Source organism: Metabacillus rhizolycopersici (assembly GCF_020075705.1).
Map to the genome: position 1 here is coordinate 22211 of NZ_JAIQUM010000048.1, position 20272 is coordinate 42482.

The window sequence follows — 20272 nt, forward strand, 5'->3', positions numbered from 1 at the left end:
CTGGTGCAAAAAGATTAAATTGATTGCAAGTAATCTCTAAATCTTGGACATACTGATACTATTACTCTAAAAGGTTCTGGTGCAAAGATTGGATTTGTTTAAAAAAGCATATAGATTTCTTAACTGAATTTCTTTTTAAGCAGCAATTCCAAATAGTTTATGGATGGTTTTTACTTGATTTTGGGCAGACTTGTTCTGTAAAACAACTTGCCCCTTTTTAACCATATGCATCGCTTCTATTCCAGAGATCATGGCCTTTGCTGTTCGAAAGGATTTGAACCCTAACATCGTACGAACTCGCTTCTTGATAAACCGATGATCTTGTTCGACAATGTTATTGAGATATTTAACTTGTCTTATTTGGATGCCTTCAGGAATCTTTTTCTCCTGTTTCAGTTGTTGAATAGCGACTGGATAGGCTGGGTTCTTATCAACTGTTATGACACGAGGCTTCGAAACATGAAAAGACCGCAAAGCTTTCTTGAAAAAGCGCTTTGCAGCCTTTTGGTCTCTTGTTTTGCTTAGGTAAAAATCGATTGTGTTTCCTTCGGAATCCACTGCACGATACAGGTACATCCATTGGCCTTTTACTTTTATGTACGTTTCATCCACTCTCCACGAGTCATTGGTTTGTTTGAGATGACGACGGATTCGTTTGTCTAATTCAGGACCATACTGATGAACCCAACGCATGATCGTTGTATGAGCAATGAATAAGCCCCGTTCTTCCATCATTTCCACTAAATCACGAAAACTTAGGTGATACCGTAGGTACCATCTTACCGTTAACAAAATAATGTCAAGCTGATAATGCTTCCACTTGAATACATTTTGCTTTTCCATACTGATCACGCACCTTTTTGAGATTAATAATATCAGTATGTCCAAGATTTAGAGATTACTTGCGATTGTCTTGAAGTTTTGCACCAGAACCCATTAGAGTACTATCTATCAATTTTTCCGAAAGCTTCCGAAAACTCATCCTCTACCGAATCTTTACCATACTCAATTTTATCTATTAAACTAGCGATCATTCTCTTTAATTGACTTACATTAGTTGAAAGATAACCATCCATTTGTACACGTGTTAATTCATAAATCCTTCCATTTTCTAATCGCTGAAGTTTATTTTTTATTTCCTGCAGTTCATGGCTGTATTTATCCGTCACATCCACAATTTTTTTAGTCATTTATAATCCCCCTATTTTACGATCAAATAGTTACTTCAAATTACTCAATACATCCTTCAGCTTGTCCAAGTCTTCTTTGCTCAATGTAACACCCTTGCCCATCTTCTCATGATTTGGAGCCCAATCACGGATGTCATACTTCGATTCACGACCATTCCAGCTAATTAAATTTAGTTCTTTTTTCCATCCTTTTGGTGACTCTGAAAGTACAGCAATATGTTCTGTGATTTCATATTTTAGATCTGCCATGCAGACACCTCCCATTATTTCGTCATGTTTGTATAATCGGCTTTCAAATAAATTTTAAATTCACTCTCCAAAAGGATAATTTGATCGATTAGTTGATTAAGCTCATTTCTTTTAGATATATCCCTTTCTTGAAAAGCTTCATTACTTTTTTGATGGATCTCATTTATCGTATCTGAAACCGTCTCTTTTAATAATTCTAAGCTTTCTGCTAGATCGATTGCTTTTTTAGGTACTTCTTCTTTTATTAAAGAAATAATATGATTTAAGTCCATATTTCCACCTACTTCGCTAATAATTGATGCCGATTCATAGGTGCCAAAGAATAGTTACTCTCATTTTCAAACTTGACAATCTTCACTGCCTTCTGCTGCTCGATTAGCTTGTATATCTTCGACCTTCACATTCTCACACATTAATTCAGCTTGTCTCATAACAACTTCTAAAGCATTCTTCACTTGTTTTGGCGGATAGTCATATTTCTTGAGCAGACGTTTAATAATTCGTCTCATACCAGCTTGAGCGCTCGTTCTAACATGCCAGTCAATAGAGATGTTTCGTTTGATAGCAGACGTTAATTCATTTGCAATTTTTTTAAGTGTTTCATCATCCATCAACTCTTTTACAATTTCTTCTGAGGTGAGGGCATCGTAAAAGGCAATTTCATCATCATTTAAGCCGAGATCATCCTCTTCTTCTCTCGTCTTTTTCATTTCTCTTGCCATTCGGAGTAATTCTTCCATTACTTCTACATTTGTGATCGCTTGATTTCTATATTTATTAAGTGCCTTTTTAAGTTTATCAGAATATTTTTCAGACTTTACGAGATTTCTCTTTTCCATCGTTTTGATGTTACCTTCTAATAACTTCTTCAACATCTCGACTGCTAAGTTTTTATGTTCCATTTCTTTTACTTCTTGTAGAAACTCTTCTGATAAAATCGAGACTTCTGGTCTCTTCAATCCCGTAACTTCAAACACATCAATTGCTTCTTCGGAAATAATCGAGCGTTCAAGTAATTGATTCACTCTTTCTTCGATTTCTTTCTTCGATTTCTTTTTCGGTTGTTTGACTTCTAATTTTGCTAAACTTGCTTTTACGGCCTTAAAATAACTCACTTCAAATGCAACATTCTTTCCTTCTTCTGTCGCCGCACATAGGGAATGAGCCTTTGCTAGCTCTGTCGCAATTTGTTTGAAGTCTTTCTGTTCTTTTTCTACTTTTCCAAGTATGAAGTTCATACCACCAACAATGGCTCGCATTCTGCCTGCTTGTGATTTCCCCATGAAGGTCGAGTAATCAAAGCCATGCATCATATCACGAAGAATTTCTAATTTTTCTACCATGACAGCAACTGCAGCTGATGTGTCAATTCCTGTACTTTTTTTATCACTGTCCGTATATTGGTTTAATGCTTTTTTCAAACTTTCAAGAATACCTAAATAATCAACGACGACACCGCCAGCCTTATCTTTAAAGACACGATTGACCCTTGCAATGGCCTGCATAAGATTATGGCCTTTCATCGCCTTATCAATATACATCGTGTGCATGGACGGAACATCAAAGCCAGTGAGCCACATATCACGTACGATAACAATCTTTAATTCATCGCTTGTATCTTTCATTCTTTTAGCTAACGTATCTCTTCGTTGTTTCCCACCAATGTGAGGTTGTAGTTTCTCTGCCTCTCCTGCACTTCCTGTCATGACAACCTTAATCTTTCCTTTATCGACATCATCACTATGCCAATCGGGTCTTAATGCTACAATAGCATCATAAAGGTCTACACAAATACGGCGACTCATACAAACGACCATTGCTTTTCCATCGATTGTTTTCGATTTCTCTTCATAGTGATCAACTATATCTTTGGCTAGCTCTTTAATACGGTTTGGCGACCCCACAATGGCTTCTAGCCTAGACCACTTCGATTTATATTTCTCTCGATCATTATCTTCATGACCTTCAGTAATTTCTTCAAATTCCTCATCAATTTTCTTTAATTCTTCATCATCGGTCTCAAGTTTAATAATTCGATTTTCATAATAAATTTTAACCGTTGCTTCATCTTCGACAGCTCTTGTCATATCATAAATATCTATATAATTCCCAAAAACGGCAGGCGTTGATTTATCCTCTAATTCAATTGGTGTACCCGTAAACCCTATGAAGGAAGCATTAGGTAGCGCATCCCTTAAATACTTTGCATACCCAAACTTCACTTCACCTGTCTTGCTATTTGTTTTCGCTTCTAATCCATACTGGCTTCTGTGAGCCTCATCAGCCATGATAATCACATTTCTACGATCTGTTAAAACGGGCATATCCCCATCTTCTGGTTTAAACTTTTGAATGGTTGTAAAAATAATACCGCCAGACTCCCGTTCATTTAATAAATCATAAAGTCCATTGAGTTCTTTAGAATTTTCTTTTGCTTGTTGTTTCTTTTGTTCGTCCGTTAATTTTCGAACATGAGCTTGTTTTGGTGTTTGCCTTAATACATCTCGCGATTTCCAAAACGTTTGAAAAAGCTGATCATCTAAATCATTGCGGTCTGTAATCACAACAATTGTTGGATTATTTAGTTGTTGAACAAGCTGTGCCGTATAAAATACCATTGAAAAGCTTTTACCTGAACCTTGCGTATGCCATATGACACCAATCTTTCTGTCACCAGATTCACTGGTAGCTTCTTCTGTCTTTCCAACTGCTTTTTTTACTGCAAAATATTGATGATAAGCAGCTAAAACTTTTGCAATTGTTTTCTTATCGCCAATTTTATTACCATCTTCATCTTTTTCTTCTTCTTTCGTTTCTTGAAAAAGAATGAAGTTTTGAATAATATCTAGGATTCTCTCTTTACCAAGCATCCCTCGAAGCATCACTTCATATTGAGGAACTTCAAGAGGTTCAATATTCACCCCATCAATCGTTCGCCAATTCATAAAACGTTCTTGATTAGCAGTAATTGTACCAGCTTTGGCATTAATACCATCTGATAGTATACAAAACGCATTGTAGTTAAATAATGAAGGAATGTCTCTTTTGTACGTTTGAATTTGTTCATAAGCATTATCAATACCGACATTCTCATCAGTAGCTGACTTTAATTCAATCACAACTAAAGGAATACCGTTAATAAAAAGGATTAAGTCAGGTCGTCGTTCTTCGTGTTCCACTAAGGTAAATTGATTAACAACTAAGAAATCATTTTTTTCTGGGCGTTCAAAATCAAAAATAAATGCTTTTTTCGTACGATTAATCCCATCCTCACGAAAAGACACTTCAATCCCTTCAACTAAAAGCTGATGAAAATAACGATTGTTTTCTTCGAGAATTGGGCTATTGAATGCAATAATCTTTCTGTATGCTTCGTCTAGCGCTTCCTGTGGAAGATCTCGGTTAATTTGAAATAAAGCATCTTTCACACGTTGTTCAAGTAGGACTTCTCGATAGTCTTTTCGTTCAGGATGTTCTCCATCACAACTTATTTCAGGTGCGAATATATAGTCATAGTCTAGTTCTTGCAGTACTTCTATTGCAGCTTCTTCTAGTTTATCTTCCGTAAAATTTTCTAAGAGGCTCATTTATGCCACCCTCTCCACCAACCATTATTTGAACAACTTTTTGAGCAACTTAAAAATATCAAATGTCGTTTTCTGATACACTTTGTTGTAGGCATACTTTTTAGGATTCCGTAACCAACCATACCCTCTAGGCATTTTCAAACCAGCTCGATGAATGATTTGTCTTTTGATGCTGGTTCTTGCTAAGATTCTCTTCTTCAAGCTTGGTTTCCTTATTCCAAACTTCATAAGAACATCTCCTTAATTTTCGAGTGGTACTCGGATTTCGCCGGACATGAGTTTAGGTAGTAAAGAATACCTAGTACTACTCAAGGCTTTATTTTCAATATTGTTTTTATTAACTAGCTCAAATAAACTTCTGACTGTTTCTTCAAATTTTCCTAATAAATTTATATTAGGAATTATTATTTTTTGATTTTTGATGTCAGTTTGTGTAATAAGTGGTTGAGTAGATCCACGATTCAAAGATTTATAGTCAATAGTTGATAAAACTTGATACACATACTCATAATAACGAGATTTAATTACTAATGTATTATCAGAAGCCCATATTTTTTTTTGAAACCTTTGAATAACCCCATGTGTACCTACCCTACCAATAACAAGAATCGGTTCATTATAATTGTATTCCTTAACAAAACCCATAATAGAACTTGCTCCAACTAAAGGAAACGTAAATTCTTTATTTAATTCTGGGGATTTTTCTTTTGGTCTTTTCCCACTAGAAATTTCAATAATTTTACCCAATCCTTCTACTTCCCATCCTTTAGGAATCAACCCAATCTCACTTTCAACCATTTCTCCACCACTTGATTTGTATGCTTTACCTTTTTCATTTGGAAATTCAAAATCAACAAACCAATGTTTAAAAATAGCTTGAGCCATTTTTTCGATTTTTTCATTTATTTGATTGTTTGTTTCGATTTTTTCATCTAAGGGTGAAAGGTTGTTCACTATAGCTTTTTGTTCCTCCAAAGATGGTAAAGGCACAGGGATTTTTTTTAAAGATGTGGAGGCTTGCGCTATTGCTGGGACTCCAACTTGAGATTTATTCATTAGTAAAAAATATTGGCCTACTCTGGAATTTAAATAATAATATAGATATTTACTTATTACCTTTTCCTCATTACAGGATAATTTCATTCCACTTTGAGAAACAATATACTTTTTATATTTAGATTTTTCAGGTACATAACCAACTTGTCCTAAAGTTCCCCTATGTGTTATTACAATGTCTTTTTGTTTTACCCAACTCGCCTTTAACTCTTCAGCTTTTTCCTCAGAAACAAATACAAAATCATCTTCGTGAAATTTAAAATTTTTTAAATTAATGCCCCTTATAACAGGAACCCCTTGATCTATAAAGTTTTCTTTTTTTATTTTTGATCCAAATGGCCCCATTGATATGGAATTTCTTTCTGTAGATTTTAGATTATCGATGATTTCAACTTCCCATTCAGATGGAATAACCCCAACCTTAGATTGTTTAAGACTCATAACCAATCCCCCTTAGATTCTTCCTTATCTCATCCTCTAGACTTTTGGATTTAGAAAAAAGGTCACTTAATTCTTTTGTTAACTTCCCCATTTTCTCATCAAAAGAGATACCGTCATCTTCTACATCACCAATCCCAACATACCTTCCCGGTGTCAAAACATACTCATGTTCACGTACCTCGTCCAATGTAGATGATTTACAAAAACCATTAATATCTGCATGTTCACCATTAAGATTTCTCCATTTGTGATAGGTTTCAGCAATTTTTTGAATATCATCTTCCACTAACTCTCGGTGTCTTCGGTCAACCATCTCTCCTAAATTTCTCGCATCGATAAAGAGGATTTCATTTTCTCTGTTTCTAAATTTTAGATTCCCTCTTTTATTTCTATTTAATATCCAAAGACAAACCGGAATCCCTGTGGAATAGAATAATTTATCAGGAAGCGCAACAATTGCATCTACTAAATCGGCTTCTAATAGATTTTTTCTAATTTCACCCTCATTTGACGTATTTGAACTCAATGAACCATTTGCAAGGACAATTCCTGCAGAACCATTCGGCGCTAAGTGATAAACCATATGTTGAAGCCATGCATAGTTTGCGTTCCCTGCTGGTGGTGTTCCAAATTTCCAGCGAACATCATCAGTTAATTGATCTCCACCCCAATCGCTAATATTGAAAGGAGGATTCGCAAGGATGTAATCTGCTTTTAGTGTTTTATGCTGATCATCGTGGAAGGTATCTGCGTGATGATCTCCTATATTTTCATCAAGTCCACGTATAGCTAAATTCATTTTACAAAGTTTCCAAGTTGTTGAGTTTAGTTCCTGTCCATAGATGGATAAATCAGAAACCTTTCCTTTATGCTCATTAACAAATTTTTCACTTTGAACGAACATTCCACCACTACCACAACAAGGGTCATAAATTCTTCCTTTATACGGCTCAAGCATTTCAACTAAAGTTTTAACGACGCTTGTTGGTGTATAGAACTCACCGCCACCTTTTCCTTCAGCACTTGCAAATTTACCAAGAAAGTATTCATAAACTCTCCCAAGCAAGTCCTTTTCACTCTTATCATGAAGTTTAATTGTTGAAATCATATCAATTAACTCACCTAACCGTCTTTTATCCAGTTCAGGTCTTGCATATCTTTTATCTAAAACCCCTTTTAAACTTGGGTTTTCCTTTTCAATTTCAATCATCGCATCATCAATATATTGACCGATCTTTGAATCCTTTGCATTGTCTTTGATAAAGCCCCATCTTGCTTCTTTTGGAACCCAGAATATATTCTCATACGTATATTCATCACGGTCTTCTTCAAAGCCATCGCCTTCTTCAAGAAGTTCATTATATTTTGTTTCAAATTTATCAGAGATGTATTTTAAGAAAATAAGTCCAAGTACAACGTGTTTATATTCACCTGAATCCATACTTCCTCTTAATTTATCTGCTGCTTTCCATAGCGTTTCTTCGAAGCCAATGTTCGCTGTTGCCATACTTTTATTCTCCTTACCTAATAATTATTGTCATCTAATACTTCAAATAGGTCACTTTCAAATTCATCTTGTTCAGGACCTGTCGATACCCAATCTGGTAAAACTTCAAGATAATGTGCCAAAGCTTCAATTGTTTTATGCAAAATTACTTCGTGTTGAGATTTTTCCAACAACTCAACAATTAATTTAAAGGTATCAAGATTAGGATTATCATCAACCATTTCAATTGCCTGTTTAAACCTAGATACCAACTTAGCTTTTTCAATATTCCGTTCGATGGTATTCATTTCTTCTTTGTCATAAACAGGCACTTCAACAATATCATTCACATCGCCAATCATAAATTGCTGTTCGTGATTTGTAATGATTGGCTTTAGGTCTTTCTTTAATTTTTCCTTTTGGATTTCTAATTTTTCTACTTCTGTTAATTCCTTTATGAAATATTCTTCTTCAATTCCAAACAGTTCTGTTAAAATTGGGAGATATTTTTTAGGAATGTTCTGCTTACGTTTGATCCATAAGTTAATGTTCTGTTTTTTTATTCCTAACCTTTCTGCTAATTCAATGTGTTGCATATTGTATAAGCTTAGAATATATTCCAGTCCAATCAATGAACCACATCCCCAAAAATTGTCTTAGTCAATATAATATTATTCTAGATCATTTTATTGTCTTAGTCAATAATTTATAATCATCTATTTTTAAAATCATTTCATACAAAAAAACACCTGCACAATTATAATGCAGATTCCATTTATCATTATCAAAAACCATGGTTTTTGAGAAAAATAAAAAAGGGATGATTTTCATCTCCTTTTTAGTGTTTTTTATATCAAAACTTATTTCAAAATCAATTTATCATAAATGAATGTTTTTGGTTGCCTATAACATGCGCTATATCGTCAACTAAACAGATTAATAAAGGTTTATAAAAACAATAAGCGACCCCGTTAATTCTAATCAGAATAACAAGGTCGCTTACCCTATTTTCACACTCATTACTTTTTTCACCCTTTTAGTTTCCTTTATTTATTAATCTATTGTTTTACCATCTTATCTTCCGACTGATTCGGAACAGTATCATAAAATTGATGGAACAAATATGCAAGGTAAGAATTTAATTCAAATTGATCTTTATGAACAAAATCAGACAACGTTAATTTGCTTTCTCTTGACACTATTTTACCCCCTTTATTTAACTTGCTTATCTTCATAATTCCCAATCTATCATTCTTTTATACATATAATTTTTCATAATGGAACATAGAAAAGCCCTTATAAACTTCTAAGACCTCGTTCCTAGTATCGGCCCCAGCTACATTCGCATGAGAAGATTAGCTGGGTTTCTTTATTTTTACTATTTTTCTAAATAGCGATATATCGTCGTTCGAGACACGCTCCACTTTTCCGCAACATACTTAATCGGTGTACCACTTTCAATCAGCGCTTTTATCATCGTAATATAAGATAGGTTTTATTAGGTTATTGGACGTAGAATAATGAACAGGGTTTTGTAACGTCTATAGCAAGGAAAAACATCCTTTTTAACTCAAATCTGGGTGTGTTCAGAAAAGGACGAGTTTTGGAACAAAGCAGCCAGAAGAGCTATCTAAAAACGGACAAATTAAAAAGCATTAGTCAAAGTGGACGGCGCCCTTTTACTGATGCTTAATTTTAAATGATTTATTTATATTCAAGATGTTGATGTTGTTGGCAGCCGAATAAATAACATCCTCCAGTAGCCTTCAATTCAAAATCTAAAGGTGGACGAAATCCGGATTGTATTTGCACAAATAATTGATCAAGTTCTATTTTTTCAAGCTGGAGCTCTGCCACTCTCTCAGTCTTATCAGTCACTGTCCAATGCTCATCACAAGGCTCTTGTTGTTCTTCTATTATTTCAGTCTTTTTTACCTCAATCGCTTGATTGATTATTTCAAGGCATGTATGAAGATCACCTAGCTGAAATAGTGTATACGCATATCTACCGTTGATATAGGGTGACACCACATATTGATGCCATTCTTTTTCAAACATTAGAAGAGCTTCTTCAAAATATTCCATTTCCAGATAAGCATCTGCAGCTTCAATCGCACCAATATAATCATCTGACTGGTCATTCCAACGATTTAGAATTGACTTTGCAGAGGGAACGTTCTTATATTGAATGTGTGCCATTACTTCATACCATCTAATCACATCGGCGTCCTTTGCGATTTTGTTAAAGCCTTCAGCAGCCTTTTGGAAATCACCTAAATAATAATGAGCGACTGCAAGATTATGAATGGCTTCTGTTGAAGGGAATAGGGCAAGTGATTTCATTAATATTTCCTTTGCTTCTATCCATCGCCCTTCCTTTATCGCAATTTCGCCAAGCATGTTGTACGGGAAATGCGACTTCGGTTTCTGTTCAATAACTTCCTCAAGGATTATTTTTGCCCTATACAGATCCTCTTCTTCATATAAATAAATCCAGGCTAAATTATTCAAAGATTGCACAGTCCGTTCAACTTTCACTGCTTCCTCAAATAAATATAACGCCTCATCATATTGATTATTTTCAAACAACATGAGTGCTTCCTTATTCAATGTCATATTTGTCCCCCTTCTCTACCCTTTTCGTAAATATTCGGATGCCTAAGACTCTTTTAAAAATCGATTATTCTTACATATATTGTAGTTCAAATCAAAAGCACCGACACTGCTAATTCCGAATTGGTGCTTTTGTAATAATATATGTGCAAACTAGCACTTGAAATCAGCGCAAATTATCGCCTAAAGTGACACGCTATATGATAAATACCATTTTCATATATTTCCAAATTAAACAAATAAAAAAAGACCAAAAATGGTCTCAATTAGTTTTCATTTATACAATTTGAAATCTCTTTATAAATGGCCTTACGCTCAACATTATTTACAGCTCTCTCTATCTTTCTCTCAAGAATATTCCAGAACTTACTTGGTCGCTTCATCTTATTTTGAACAAAACCTTTTCGATTATCGCCAATTTCATCTTCAATTGTGGAATCCTCAAAGAAATTACTCAAAATATCATGGATAATATCCATTATTTCAATATTTAAAGCAGAATTTTTAAATACTGAAATGCAAGCATTTATATGATTTAAATCAGCTATCTCTGCTACCTCTTCATGATTAGTACCCTTTACCTTATTATAAACACTTAACATAAATAGATAATAAGTAGAAAGGAAAAGGAACACCGAATTCTTTCTAAAATCATCTGCTCCAGGTTTATAACCCAAACTTTCCTTCGCATATTTTGATAATAAATAAGGAAACAAGAAATTCTCTAAAGGCATATCTTTTGTTTTATCATTAACTATTTTATCCCATTCACTCCCAAACGGTGTTAATTCATTAGCTCTTCCATATGCAATATTTGGTCTTAAATTAACAGCAGCCGTAAAAGCTTGTAATACTTCCTTAGCCGGTAAACAATACTTTTTAGTACTTCTTACTCCTTGAAGTAAGTAATCATAATCAGCATGACCTTTATATGACTTTTGCTTAACAGCAGATTCCGTTATAAAAGCTCCTCTTTGAATCTCATAATAATATCCATAAACATCTAATCTATTTTTCAAGTCTCGTTGGAACTCATCAAGTGCATAAAAATCTAATCCCTTTACAGCATTCTGACTATTTGTATACCTTGTAATATTATCTCTTAATTCCTTCTTATCCTTATCATTTCCAAGCTTCTTAGTTTCAATGATTTTTACTAATAAATATCCGTCCTGACTATTAGCAGCTTGAGACTTTGTCCCATAAAAATGATGTAATAATGATTTCGCCGTTTGACAACCATTAACTATCTGAGGAGCTTTAATTCTAACAGTATTCCTAGAATTAACAAATTCTTCACAAACAATAGTAACTCCATTGTTAAAATACCAAAACTTATCCGGAGTATCTTCTAAAGTTGATTTAATTCCAGAGTTTATTCTAGTGCCCTTTCCAAGATAGTTCCTGATATTAGAATAAAAGAGCATATTGCCCCCTTTTTCAACGAAATCAGCTAAATCCTTTAATTTAACCATCCCAACAACAGAAGTTTCAAACATATCCTCAAAATGCTGACCAATGTTTAAATCTAATGTTATCTCTCTAAATTCACGGGGTAATCCACCATTCTTAATTTCTATATTCTCAAGTATATTTTCAAAATCGAAAATATAAAATTTTAAACTCTTATGGGTCTTTTTTGCCTCATTAATAGACTTCATAATTTGTTCCTTTTCCCATTTAGAAAAACTATTATCAGTAACATAGTAACAGTTTATAACTTCATCCTTAGAATAAGCTTCAGAAATCCTCCTACAAGCTCTCACTACTGCTTCTCTATCAGTATCAGGTGAATCCACTACAACTCTTTTACAATCTGCTATAAACCTATGTACTGCATCCACTTTATGAGCACTATTATATTTAGATTGAAGAACACATAATTCATCATTATATTCAAAAACAGCATCAATACCGTTATCAAATTTACCTGATATCTCCATAGCCTCAATAACTTCATCTTCTCTTAACTCAAAAATATTATGCAAAACCCATTCACAAAAACTCGTACCTGCCCCAACAGATGTTCCATCCGGATTATTTTCCTTAATATATTCTTCAATTGAGAGAATTATATTATTAGTAAGTTGCTTTTTGGTATTCTGTGTTTTTCTCACTTGCATGAAATATCGCTCCCTAACAATGGAATTTAATCCAATTGTACTACGATATTGGGCATGTGTTCCATTTTTTAAAAATATCTCCACAGAAAAATACTACTACGATACACTCCTATATCTCTCGTGTAAAGTGACAATAAAGTTGTTTAATGTTAAAACCTCAAACAAGCATAACCCCGTTCTGATTTTCAGACGCGGTTATGCTTGTTTGATCATTTCTTATTAGTACTTTTTTTTATTAGCTTTTTGACACTCTTTTATGCTCTTGGAAAAGTTAGAGCGAAAATTTAGATTACTTGGTAATGCAAGTTCTAATGCTAAGGTGTGGGTGTACTTCCTCCTATCGTCATTATTTTTAAGATTTGAAAAGATTTCCGTTCCTTTTATCTTATTTAATATTAAGTTCGCAGCTTTTTCTTCGCTGTCATTTTTGAAACAAACTTTAGTTATTACATTACCATGTGTTCGATTATAACCACCATATTCAACTGATGCATTATATGCACTTATAGCATAAGCCTCCAGATCATCTAGCGTCGAAAATGATGTATCCCCTAAAGGGATTAAACTAATATCAAATTTATCTCCTAAATGATAATCATCATATATTTCAGGAAGATTGAATTCAACGGTACCTTCATACCTTTTCTCATTTTTTGCTGGATTTGTAACAAAGTGCCGATAAGCCCTATCGAATACCCTTACTGCTTGTCCAACGTAATAAATATCTTTTACACAATTATGTATGATGTAAATACCATCGAAGTTTTTAATCCCCCGACTCTCTCTTACATTTTTATTGCTAAGCTCGATCAACTCTTTTGGAGTGAACTTTTTCATATTTTCTCTTAGAGTATCTAAGTCCTTTCTCACATTTTCTTTGCTTTCTCTTATTTCAAATTGTGCTTTTTTTAAACGAACATAATTTGGAGATGGTTTAAAAGGATCAGAATCAGAATCTTCTGCACTCAAAATCTGCCTTATCCAATTCCGTTCATCTTCTGTTATCGCTTGAACTGATAGTGCAACTGCTCTTTGATAATTGATCTCTGTTCTATGAACAGCAATTTTCTGTTGGTTGATCAATCGAAGAATTTCTTCTTGAGAAAATTCATTGCTCATCTCCCGTCGCCCCCCTCTTTGTATATGAACCTCAAAGTTTGAACAGGATCATATTGTTTTTGATTTACTCGTATATAATCCCAATGCATCAGAGTATGATGATCAGTCGGGAATTATTCAAATTCATTCTGTTATTCAGGATAATTCCAGAATCCAAAGTGGAATTTCCGCAAATAGCCCAGTCTGATATAAACTGCGGGTATGCCTTGTAATACATCGATTATAGCAAAATGAATAATTGTCAGTTTAGAATATTTGTTAAACTGACCTTAATCGTTTGCTTTAAGTGCCCCCTCCAATTCCTTCACCCATAACAATTATTTTAAATATTATTCAAGATTATGGCCCTTTTGTTAAAGAATACAAGACCTCACCTTCAACTAATTTCTCCTATTATTTTTGACGCTAAGATATGACACCTTTCAAGCCCTTGATATGTCACTTTTGGAGATAATTTGCACCTATTTTAAGCGTTATTTTGCACAGAGTCCAAAATCAAAACCACATCATGACGGGTGGTTTTGATTTTGAATAAAGTCGTACCGTTTTAGAAGGGTAATCTTTCTATACAAAGCGAATGACAGCTCTATTTTCTTTTTCCCAGGCAGCTTTATTCCTTGAAGGAGAAATCTTAAATTATTCTTCTATTTCTGACATTCATTAAATCTTGCTAATGTCATTTCAAAACGTCTTTCTTTTAGCCCTAATCAACGTACTTTTTGAAATCCCAGTCATTTCTTCTACTTGTTTATATGAATGAATTTCTAATAGCCCTAAAGCATGCTCAATCTGTTTTTTACTGTACTTGTTAGGCCGACCTTCTCTGAAATCCTCACGCTGCTTCGCAATAGTTTTACCTTCTTGTAGACGTTCCACAATCATGTCCCTTTCAAACTCTGCAAAAGCACTCATAACATTAAATACCAGCTTTCCCGTTGGAGTGTTCTCTACTAGCCCCATGTTTAAAATATGAACTTTAACACCTTTTTCAAACAATCCCCTTACTGTTTGAATCGCATCTACTGTTGACCTTGCGAAGCGATCCAACTTAGTAACCACTAAAGTATCATCCTCTTTTAAAAAAGAAAGCACTTCTTTAAATTTTGGACAGTCTGCCTTCGTTCCCGTAAACTTTTCAGAATAAATTTTATCGCATCCTTCGCTTTCCAATGCTTGTATTTGAGATTCTAAATCCTGCATTAAAGTACTTACCCTCGCGTAACCGTATTTCACTATGTAAAATCCCTCCCTTTTTAGCCTTATTTTCGACACTAAGAGATACCACCAGTTAATACCTTGTGTCACTTTGGGATTTATTTTGCACCTGTTTAAAAGTTATTTTTACTTGATTCCGATTACTAAACTATCTCGTGCGGCTTCAACAACTTCTGTTGCTATTGTTTCAAGCTTATTAATTTCAAGTATTCTTTCAATCTGAGTAAACAGTCTTTGTATGAGCCTAAAGTTTCCACCAGTAATCTTTATTATACTGGTTATTGCTTCATAATCAGAAAAATCCTCAAGCTTTACAGAGAGTCCTAATTCTCTCCATTTATACTCCAAGATATGATGAGTTTCATCCTTACTAAGTTTATCAAATTCATGAGCAAATCCAATTCTAGAGTAGAGTTGGGGATATCGAGCTAATCGCTTCTCAATTCCGGGCATTCCAATAAAGATCATTGCTATATCATTTCTGTCATAGATATCCCTGAGTTGCTCTAAGTTTTGCACTTTCAGTCGATCTATTTCATCAACAATAATCAGGTCGATATCTTCATAAGCGTCAGTGGAGTAATTTTCTTCCTCCCCCTTAGTAAGTACTTTATACATAGTTCTTACCAGATTCATTCTAATTCCAATAGAATGGATCTGGTCAGTCATTTTAGTCGCTCTTACTGCCGGGGCCGTATAAAAAATTGTTTTTTCTTCAAGTATCTTTTCATCTGCATCTAAGCCTATTTCGTTTGCAGTTTTATAAGATATTTGTTTTTCGATGGAATCCCAATTTGAATAATACCTTGAAGATAACGTTTTTCCGACACCTGGTAATCCATAACAAATACCAATATATTTATACTTAATACATGCATCACAAAACTCTTTAAATCTCCTATATTCTTTTGTTTCAATAAATTTTTGACCTTTATTCATTGAAATACCTCTTTAATTTCGACCTTTTAGAATTAGATTTATTCGCCTTGTTCTCTAGATCCATTTGCTTTAACAAGGCAATTTCTTCTGCAACTGTTCTTCCGGAATCAAGTTGTTTTTTTAGATTTTTTCGTATTTTATTTCGTGCTGAAACAATATCCTTTAAACCCACTGTATAATCAGAAATTTCAGGAGAAATAGCTGTACATAAATATTTATCCTGATGGAACACTCGAATCTCCGCAATATCCCTTGGATCATAACGAATAACGACTGTTTCACCAACGTATGCAGCTAGGTTTGTATCTATATATATCAATCCTTGGAAGTGAATCCCATCAGAATGAACCTTCCTTGGTTTTGCTACATTTAGCAATAATAAATCAAGACTTTCCAAACTATCGGGCATATTGGGAAGAAATCCATTATTCCAAGCATGTATCGGTTCTTTTTTTGTTGTACCATGAACCCTATAGTGATAGCTATATATGATGAATTTCAATAACCTTTCATCGAGTTCCTTAAGAGTAAGAAGTGCGGTAGTATTCTGATTTCCTAAATAACCGGGTAAATCTTGTAAAAATAATTGATTAATGGTTAAAAAGAATCTTTCTATTTTCCCTCGCCCTCTTGGAACACCGATTGCAGAAAAGACTAGGTTAATTTTCAAATCAACTGCTACTTGCTCCAAATGATTGGACGTAAAGTCACTTCCATGGTCTGTATAAAATATTTCAGGGATACCACATATTTGCCAATCGGAATTACCTTTTTTCCATATTGCTTGGTGTAAGACTAAAGATGTATGTATTGCAGAGGGGTTTTGAAAGGTTAAGAAATATCCAGCGATTGCCCGGCTATAATCATCTAAAATAATTGTTAGCCAAGGTCTTTCTGGTTTTCCTTTTTCATTTAAAACTATAATATCTAAAGGGGTATGATCAGCTTGCCAAATTTCATTGGGATAGCTTGCTTCTCTTCGATGAATTAAATCATATTGATCATCGTATGCTTTTTGACCATGATGCGCTAACTTCTTCAAGCTTGGAGACAGGGACTGCGATACCTTATACACTTGATAATAACTCGGTTTTTGCCAGCCCTTTTTCTGACATTGCTCGCAGATCATTCGATGAATAGATGTCAGTGAATTCCTTTTATACTTCAAAATCAGTTGTTGAATCGAAGAGACAATTTCCGGTTCTAAATATATTTTGCCAGCATCACTTCTTGTTTTTCGGATTAAACCTTTTAATCCAAATTGTTTATATTCCCGAATCCAGTATTGCAGTGTTCTTTTTGCAATTCCAGTTTCTTCTGTAATGACAGTTAATGGTTTTTCGTTGATAAAATAGGGCGCAATGAGTTTATATTTTACCATCGCTGCTTGTCGTTGTTCTTCTGAATAAGCTGTTAATGGAGGGTATTCATCTTGCATAGACATCAACCTTTCCAATTTACTGTTTTTCTAAATAACGAGTTTTGGAACATAGGTGGCAGATTGTATAGCCTAATGATAAATTAATTGAAATTTACTATTGATCTGAAATAGATAATAATTTTTAAAAATGTTCACCATGTTATTCTAGAATCTAGCCAATTAATGGAGTACGGATTATTATATTAATGGATCAGGTTACTTCAATAAAGAGTAAGCATCTCCTTAAGATTGTACGATAATATATTAAATTCAGGAATAGGAAGGTAATCTTTTTACCTATGGTGAAATATGTATGTTAGTACGAGCTGTTTAAAAATTTATTAGGAGGACTTTTTATTGAAAAAACTATCTAAATTTGCATTAATTCTTTGTTTTACAGGTGTTCTTACGCTATCCATTGGTTTTATAAACAATAAAGATTTAAACCAAACAGAAGCATCTGCGTTACTTGGTTCTCCAATTCTCGCAGAAGATGGGGATCAACTCCTAGTTATAACAGTAGAAGAACAAAATATGGTAGAGAACTCATCAGCTTTATCAGGATTTGTACCACAAGAAAATGGACCAGGCTTCTTTTTTGAAAAGGTGAAATGAAATTAAGTTTATTTGTTCAATTAACGTCCGCATTTCTAAAGTAAGGAAGGCATCCTTAGATTGTACAGAAGTTTTTTAATTGTCATTTTCCCTTATATTAGGTGCATATTTTAATATGAGGGGGTTATCCTAATGAATTATATTTATAAAAACAAATATAAGATTGCGAGGATATTGGGGGTTTTTGGATCTTTAATGGGATTTTATATATGGAAAGATTACATACCTGTACTGGGTGAAGATAAGCCAGATTGGATAAAGGTCCTGAGATTATACTATATAATATTTCTTTTTATTCCTAGTTGTATTGCTTTGGTAGCCTCAATTTATAAAAAGTCCTACTTAATGATATTGGCACTACTTATCAGTTTACCTATTACAAAATACCTCGGTGTAAAACCATTTATCTTTCCTGATACATTACCATTAGTCTATTTTCCATTACTTTGTTATCTTGTTTCATTTTTAATGATGGTAAACCTAAAAAATTCAGAAAAATAGTAAGTTCTTATTAGTATGATCTTATTAAGGTATACCAGTTAATGAAAACTATAGTTTATTCAAGAATCGGGCGCTATTCCGGAGTAATGATAAAAGCCCAATTTCTTAATTAAGAAATTGGGCTCACTTTGTTGAAAAAAGATTATGTCAATGAAAATGGCACAAATTTTTTGTGCCATTTTCATGATTATCATTTGTTTTATCAAACGGATTCTTCTATAATTTCATATGTTAGGTGTAGACCAATTTGCTTTAGTGAGCGTAGTTTGGTCCACTTTTTCAAGTTTTGTATGATGGCCGTCATCAAAACTTGTCTTTTTACTTTTTGAACTCCACGGTAACGTGCATAACGTAAACCGTGGAGTTCTTTACAATGTGCGAAACTTAGCTCGACGGTTGAAGGACGTACAGAACGAAGGATTTTCCCACGAGACGATAAGCGCTGTTCTCTTAATTGATCGTAAATTTCTTGATGAATCGAGATACGTAACACACGATCTTCCTTTTCTTTTTTCGCAAAGGGACAAGAGTTACAACTGCCTTTAGGTGGTTTGAATTCATGGTACCCTTGTCGATTCGTTGTTTTATAGTAAAATGGGACACCGCATGGACAAGCATAGAGATCCTCATTCACCTGTTTAAATTGATAACGACGACATTGTGGGTGATCTTTTGTTGGGAAGCGACGATAGGACATGTAGACAAAGAAATCCCGTTCAAATAATTTTCGTGCAAGCCCGGCATTATAGTAACCTGAATCAAGGGCGATTTCCTTTGCATATTTTCCAAACAAATCGTTTAAGTGATCGACTTGTCCAATCAATTTGCGATGCCCTGGCACATTTGCGGCCGTCACATCCGTCGCAATAATAAAGTTATGAAGTGAATCAACAATACGATGTTCAAAATACGCAAATCGCCCACGTTCGTCATGTTTAACTGATAAGCGTGCATCAGGGTCTACCGGACTAATATTTGTGCGCTTTTCTTCTACTTTTGGATCTTTCATTTGAAGAGGTTTTTTCCCATGACGTGCACGACGTTCATTAATTTCTGCTAGATTTTCTTCGTTTTCCTCGATCTTCTTCTGTTCAATTTTTGTCTCACGTACACGTTTATTCGCATTGGCTTTTAGTTCCGTTTCATCGGCAACCCATGTTTCATTCGCAATAAATCCTTCATCGTGAATCAAATGCAGACAATGATGAAAGAGCTCCTCCCAAAACGCTGTACCTTGTAGACGTTGCGAAAGAAACTTAGAAATGGTTGAGTGATCTGGGATTTTTTCTTGTGGAGCGATCCCTAAAAACCAGCGATACGTTGCGTTTTGTTTCACTTGATTGCATGTAAAACGAACAGAACGAAAGCCTTCTAAATACTGAATCAACAGGATTTTTACCAACATAATCGGGTCTTTCGTTGGTCGACCTATACGATGTGGATAAAAAGCTTCCAACTGTTTCTTCACAAATCCCCAGTCCATTACACAATCGATCTTCACTAAATGATGTGAAGCGTCATACATCATTTCATAGAACTTTCGATTTTCTTCAATCGTTACATTTGAATAAGTGAAGTACATACAAAAGACCCCTCGTTTTGAGGTGACCCCTAAAAGTTAGAGTTTTATATTAAGCAGCTAATTGGCTGGTATGAATCCGATATTGAACAGGACTCATGCCTGCCAACTTTTGCTTTATACGCTTGGTATTATAATA

General features: G+C 34.2%; 20 protein-coding genes and 1 pseudogene. 2 read left to right on the forward strand and 19 right to left on the reverse strand.

All coding sequences use genetic code 11. The features are described from left to right. Positions 1-135: 135 nt before the first annotated feature. The 17 genes and pseudogenes from K9V48_RS18420 to K9V48_RS18500 form a co-directional block, all read right to left on the reverse strand. A complete protein-coding gene (locus K9V48_RS18420) occupies positions 136-843 on the reverse strand; it encodes an IS6 family transposase (RefSeq protein WP_224140635.1) in 708 nt (235 codons plus the stop codon). Positions 844-944: 101 nt separating this feature from the next. Then, positions 945-1190 carry a hypothetical protein gene (locus tag K9V48_RS18425; RefSeq protein ID WP_224140636.1) on the reverse strand — a complete coding sequence of 82 codons (246 nt, stop codon included), beginning with the start codon at positions 1188-1190 and terminating at the stop codon, positions 945-947. A 30-nt stretch (positions 1191-1220) separates the two neighbouring features. Further along, positions 1221-1439 (reverse strand): YdbC family protein, encoded by a 219-nt coding sequence (locus K9V48_RS18430; protein ID WP_224140637.1) that lies wholly within the window; start codon positions 1437-1439, stop codon positions 1221-1223. A 14-nt stretch (positions 1440-1453) separates the two neighbouring features. Continuing rightward, a complete protein-coding gene (locus K9V48_RS18435; RefSeq protein WP_224140638.1) occupies positions 1454-1711 on the reverse strand; it encodes a hypothetical protein in 258 nt (85 codons plus the stop codon). A gap of 66 nt (positions 1712-1777) precedes the next feature. Continuing rightward, on the reverse strand, positions 1778-5026 hold the full coding sequence (locus tag K9V48_RS18440; RefSeq protein ID WP_224140639.1) for a type I restriction endonuclease subunit R: 3249 nt from the start codon (positions 5024-5026) through the stop codon (positions 1778-1780). A gap of 24 nt (positions 5027-5050) precedes the next feature. Further along, a complete protein-coding gene (locus K9V48_RS18445) occupies positions 5051-5254 on the reverse strand; it encodes a hypothetical protein (protein WP_224140640.1) in 204 nt (67 codons plus the stop codon). A gap of 12 nt (positions 5255-5266) precedes the next feature. After that, positions 5267-6523 (reverse strand): restriction endonuclease subunit S, encoded by a 1257-nt coding sequence (locus K9V48_RS18450; protein ID WP_224140641.1) that lies wholly within the window; start codon positions 6521-6523, stop codon positions 5267-5269. After that, positions 6513-8030 (reverse strand): class I SAM-dependent DNA methyltransferase, encoded by a 1518-nt coding sequence (locus K9V48_RS18455; RefSeq protein WP_224140642.1) that lies wholly within the window; start codon positions 8028-8030, stop codon positions 6513-6515. The genes K9V48_RS18450 and K9V48_RS18455 overlap by 11 nt, the downstream gene beginning before the upstream one ends. Before the next feature lie 17 nt (positions 8031-8047). Then, on the reverse strand, positions 8048-8641 hold the full coding sequence (locus K9V48_RS18460; protein ID WP_224140643.1) for a helix-turn-helix domain-containing protein: 594 nt from the start codon (positions 8639-8641) through the stop codon (positions 8048-8050). Between the two features lie 426 nt (positions 8642-9067). Further along, the gene (locus tag K9V48_RS18465; RefSeq protein WP_224140644.1) at positions 9068-9208 is read right to left on the reverse strand and encodes a hypothetical protein; all 141 of its coding nucleotides are present in this window, start codon (positions 9206-9208) and stop codon (positions 9068-9070) included. A 179-nt stretch (positions 9209-9387) separates the two neighbouring features. Next, positions 9388-9492 (reverse strand): annotated as a pseudogene (locus K9V48_RS18470) (helix-turn-helix domain-containing protein); the annotation flags it as partial. Between the two features lie 221 nt (positions 9493-9713). Further along, a complete protein-coding gene (locus K9V48_RS18475; protein WP_224140645.1) occupies positions 9714-10625 on the reverse strand; it encodes a tetratricopeptide repeat protein in 912 nt (303 codons plus the stop codon). Positions 10626-10888: 263 nt separating this feature from the next. After that, on the reverse strand, positions 10889-12745 hold the full coding sequence (locus tag K9V48_RS18480) for an AIPR family protein (RefSeq protein ID WP_224140646.1): 1857 nt from the start codon (positions 12743-12745) through the stop codon (positions 10889-10891). A 219-nt stretch (positions 12746-12964) separates the two neighbouring features. After that, the gene (locus K9V48_RS18485) at positions 12965-13864 is read right to left on the reverse strand and encodes a GIY-YIG nuclease family protein (protein ID WP_224140647.1); all 900 of its coding nucleotides are present in this window, start codon (positions 13862-13864) and stop codon (positions 12965-12967) included. A 681-nt stretch (positions 13865-14545) separates the two neighbouring features. Continuing rightward, positions 14546-15097 carry a recombinase family protein gene (locus K9V48_RS18490; protein ID WP_224140648.1) on the reverse strand — a complete coding sequence of 184 codons (552 nt, stop codon included), beginning with the start codon at positions 15095-15097 and terminating at the stop codon, positions 14546-14548. Between the two features lie 108 nt (positions 15098-15205). Continuing rightward, positions 15206-16018, reverse strand: a complete 813-nt coding sequence (locus K9V48_RS18495; RefSeq protein WP_224140649.1) for an AAA family ATPase — start codon at positions 16016-16018, stop codon at positions 15206-15208. Continuing rightward, on the reverse strand, positions 16011-17456 hold the full coding sequence (locus K9V48_RS18500) for a TnsB C-terminal domain-containing protein (RefSeq protein ID WP_308012601.1): 1446 nt from the start codon (positions 17454-17456) through the stop codon (positions 16011-16013). The genes K9V48_RS18495 and K9V48_RS18500 overlap by 8 nt, the downstream gene beginning before the upstream one ends. A 339-nt stretch (positions 17457-17795) precedes the next feature. Between K9V48_RS18500 and K9V48_RS18505 the strand changes: the two genes are divergently transcribed. Together K9V48_RS18505 and K9V48_RS18510 are read left to right on the forward strand one after the other, a co-directional pair. Beyond that, positions 17796-18053, forward strand: a complete 258-nt coding sequence (locus K9V48_RS18505; protein ID WP_224140651.1) for a hypothetical protein — start codon at positions 17796-17798, stop codon at positions 18051-18053. 132 nt (positions 18054-18185) lie between these two features. Then, positions 18186-18554: a hypothetical protein gene (locus K9V48_RS18510; RefSeq protein ID WP_224140652.1), complete on the forward strand. Its 369-nt coding sequence runs from the start codon at positions 18186-18188 to the stop codon at positions 18552-18554. Between the two features lie 202 nt (positions 18555-18756). Here K9V48_RS18510 and K9V48_RS18515 read toward each other — a convergent pair whose 3' ends face one another. Next, a complete protein-coding gene (locus K9V48_RS18515; RefSeq protein WP_224140653.1) occupies positions 18757-20136 on the reverse strand; it encodes an IS1182 family transposase in 1380 nt (459 codons plus the stop codon). A 49-nt stretch (positions 20137-20185) separates the two neighbouring features. Then, on the reverse strand, positions 20186-20272 hold an 87-nt coding region (locus K9V48_RS18520; RefSeq protein WP_224140655.1), incomplete at its 5' end, for an IS3 family transposase.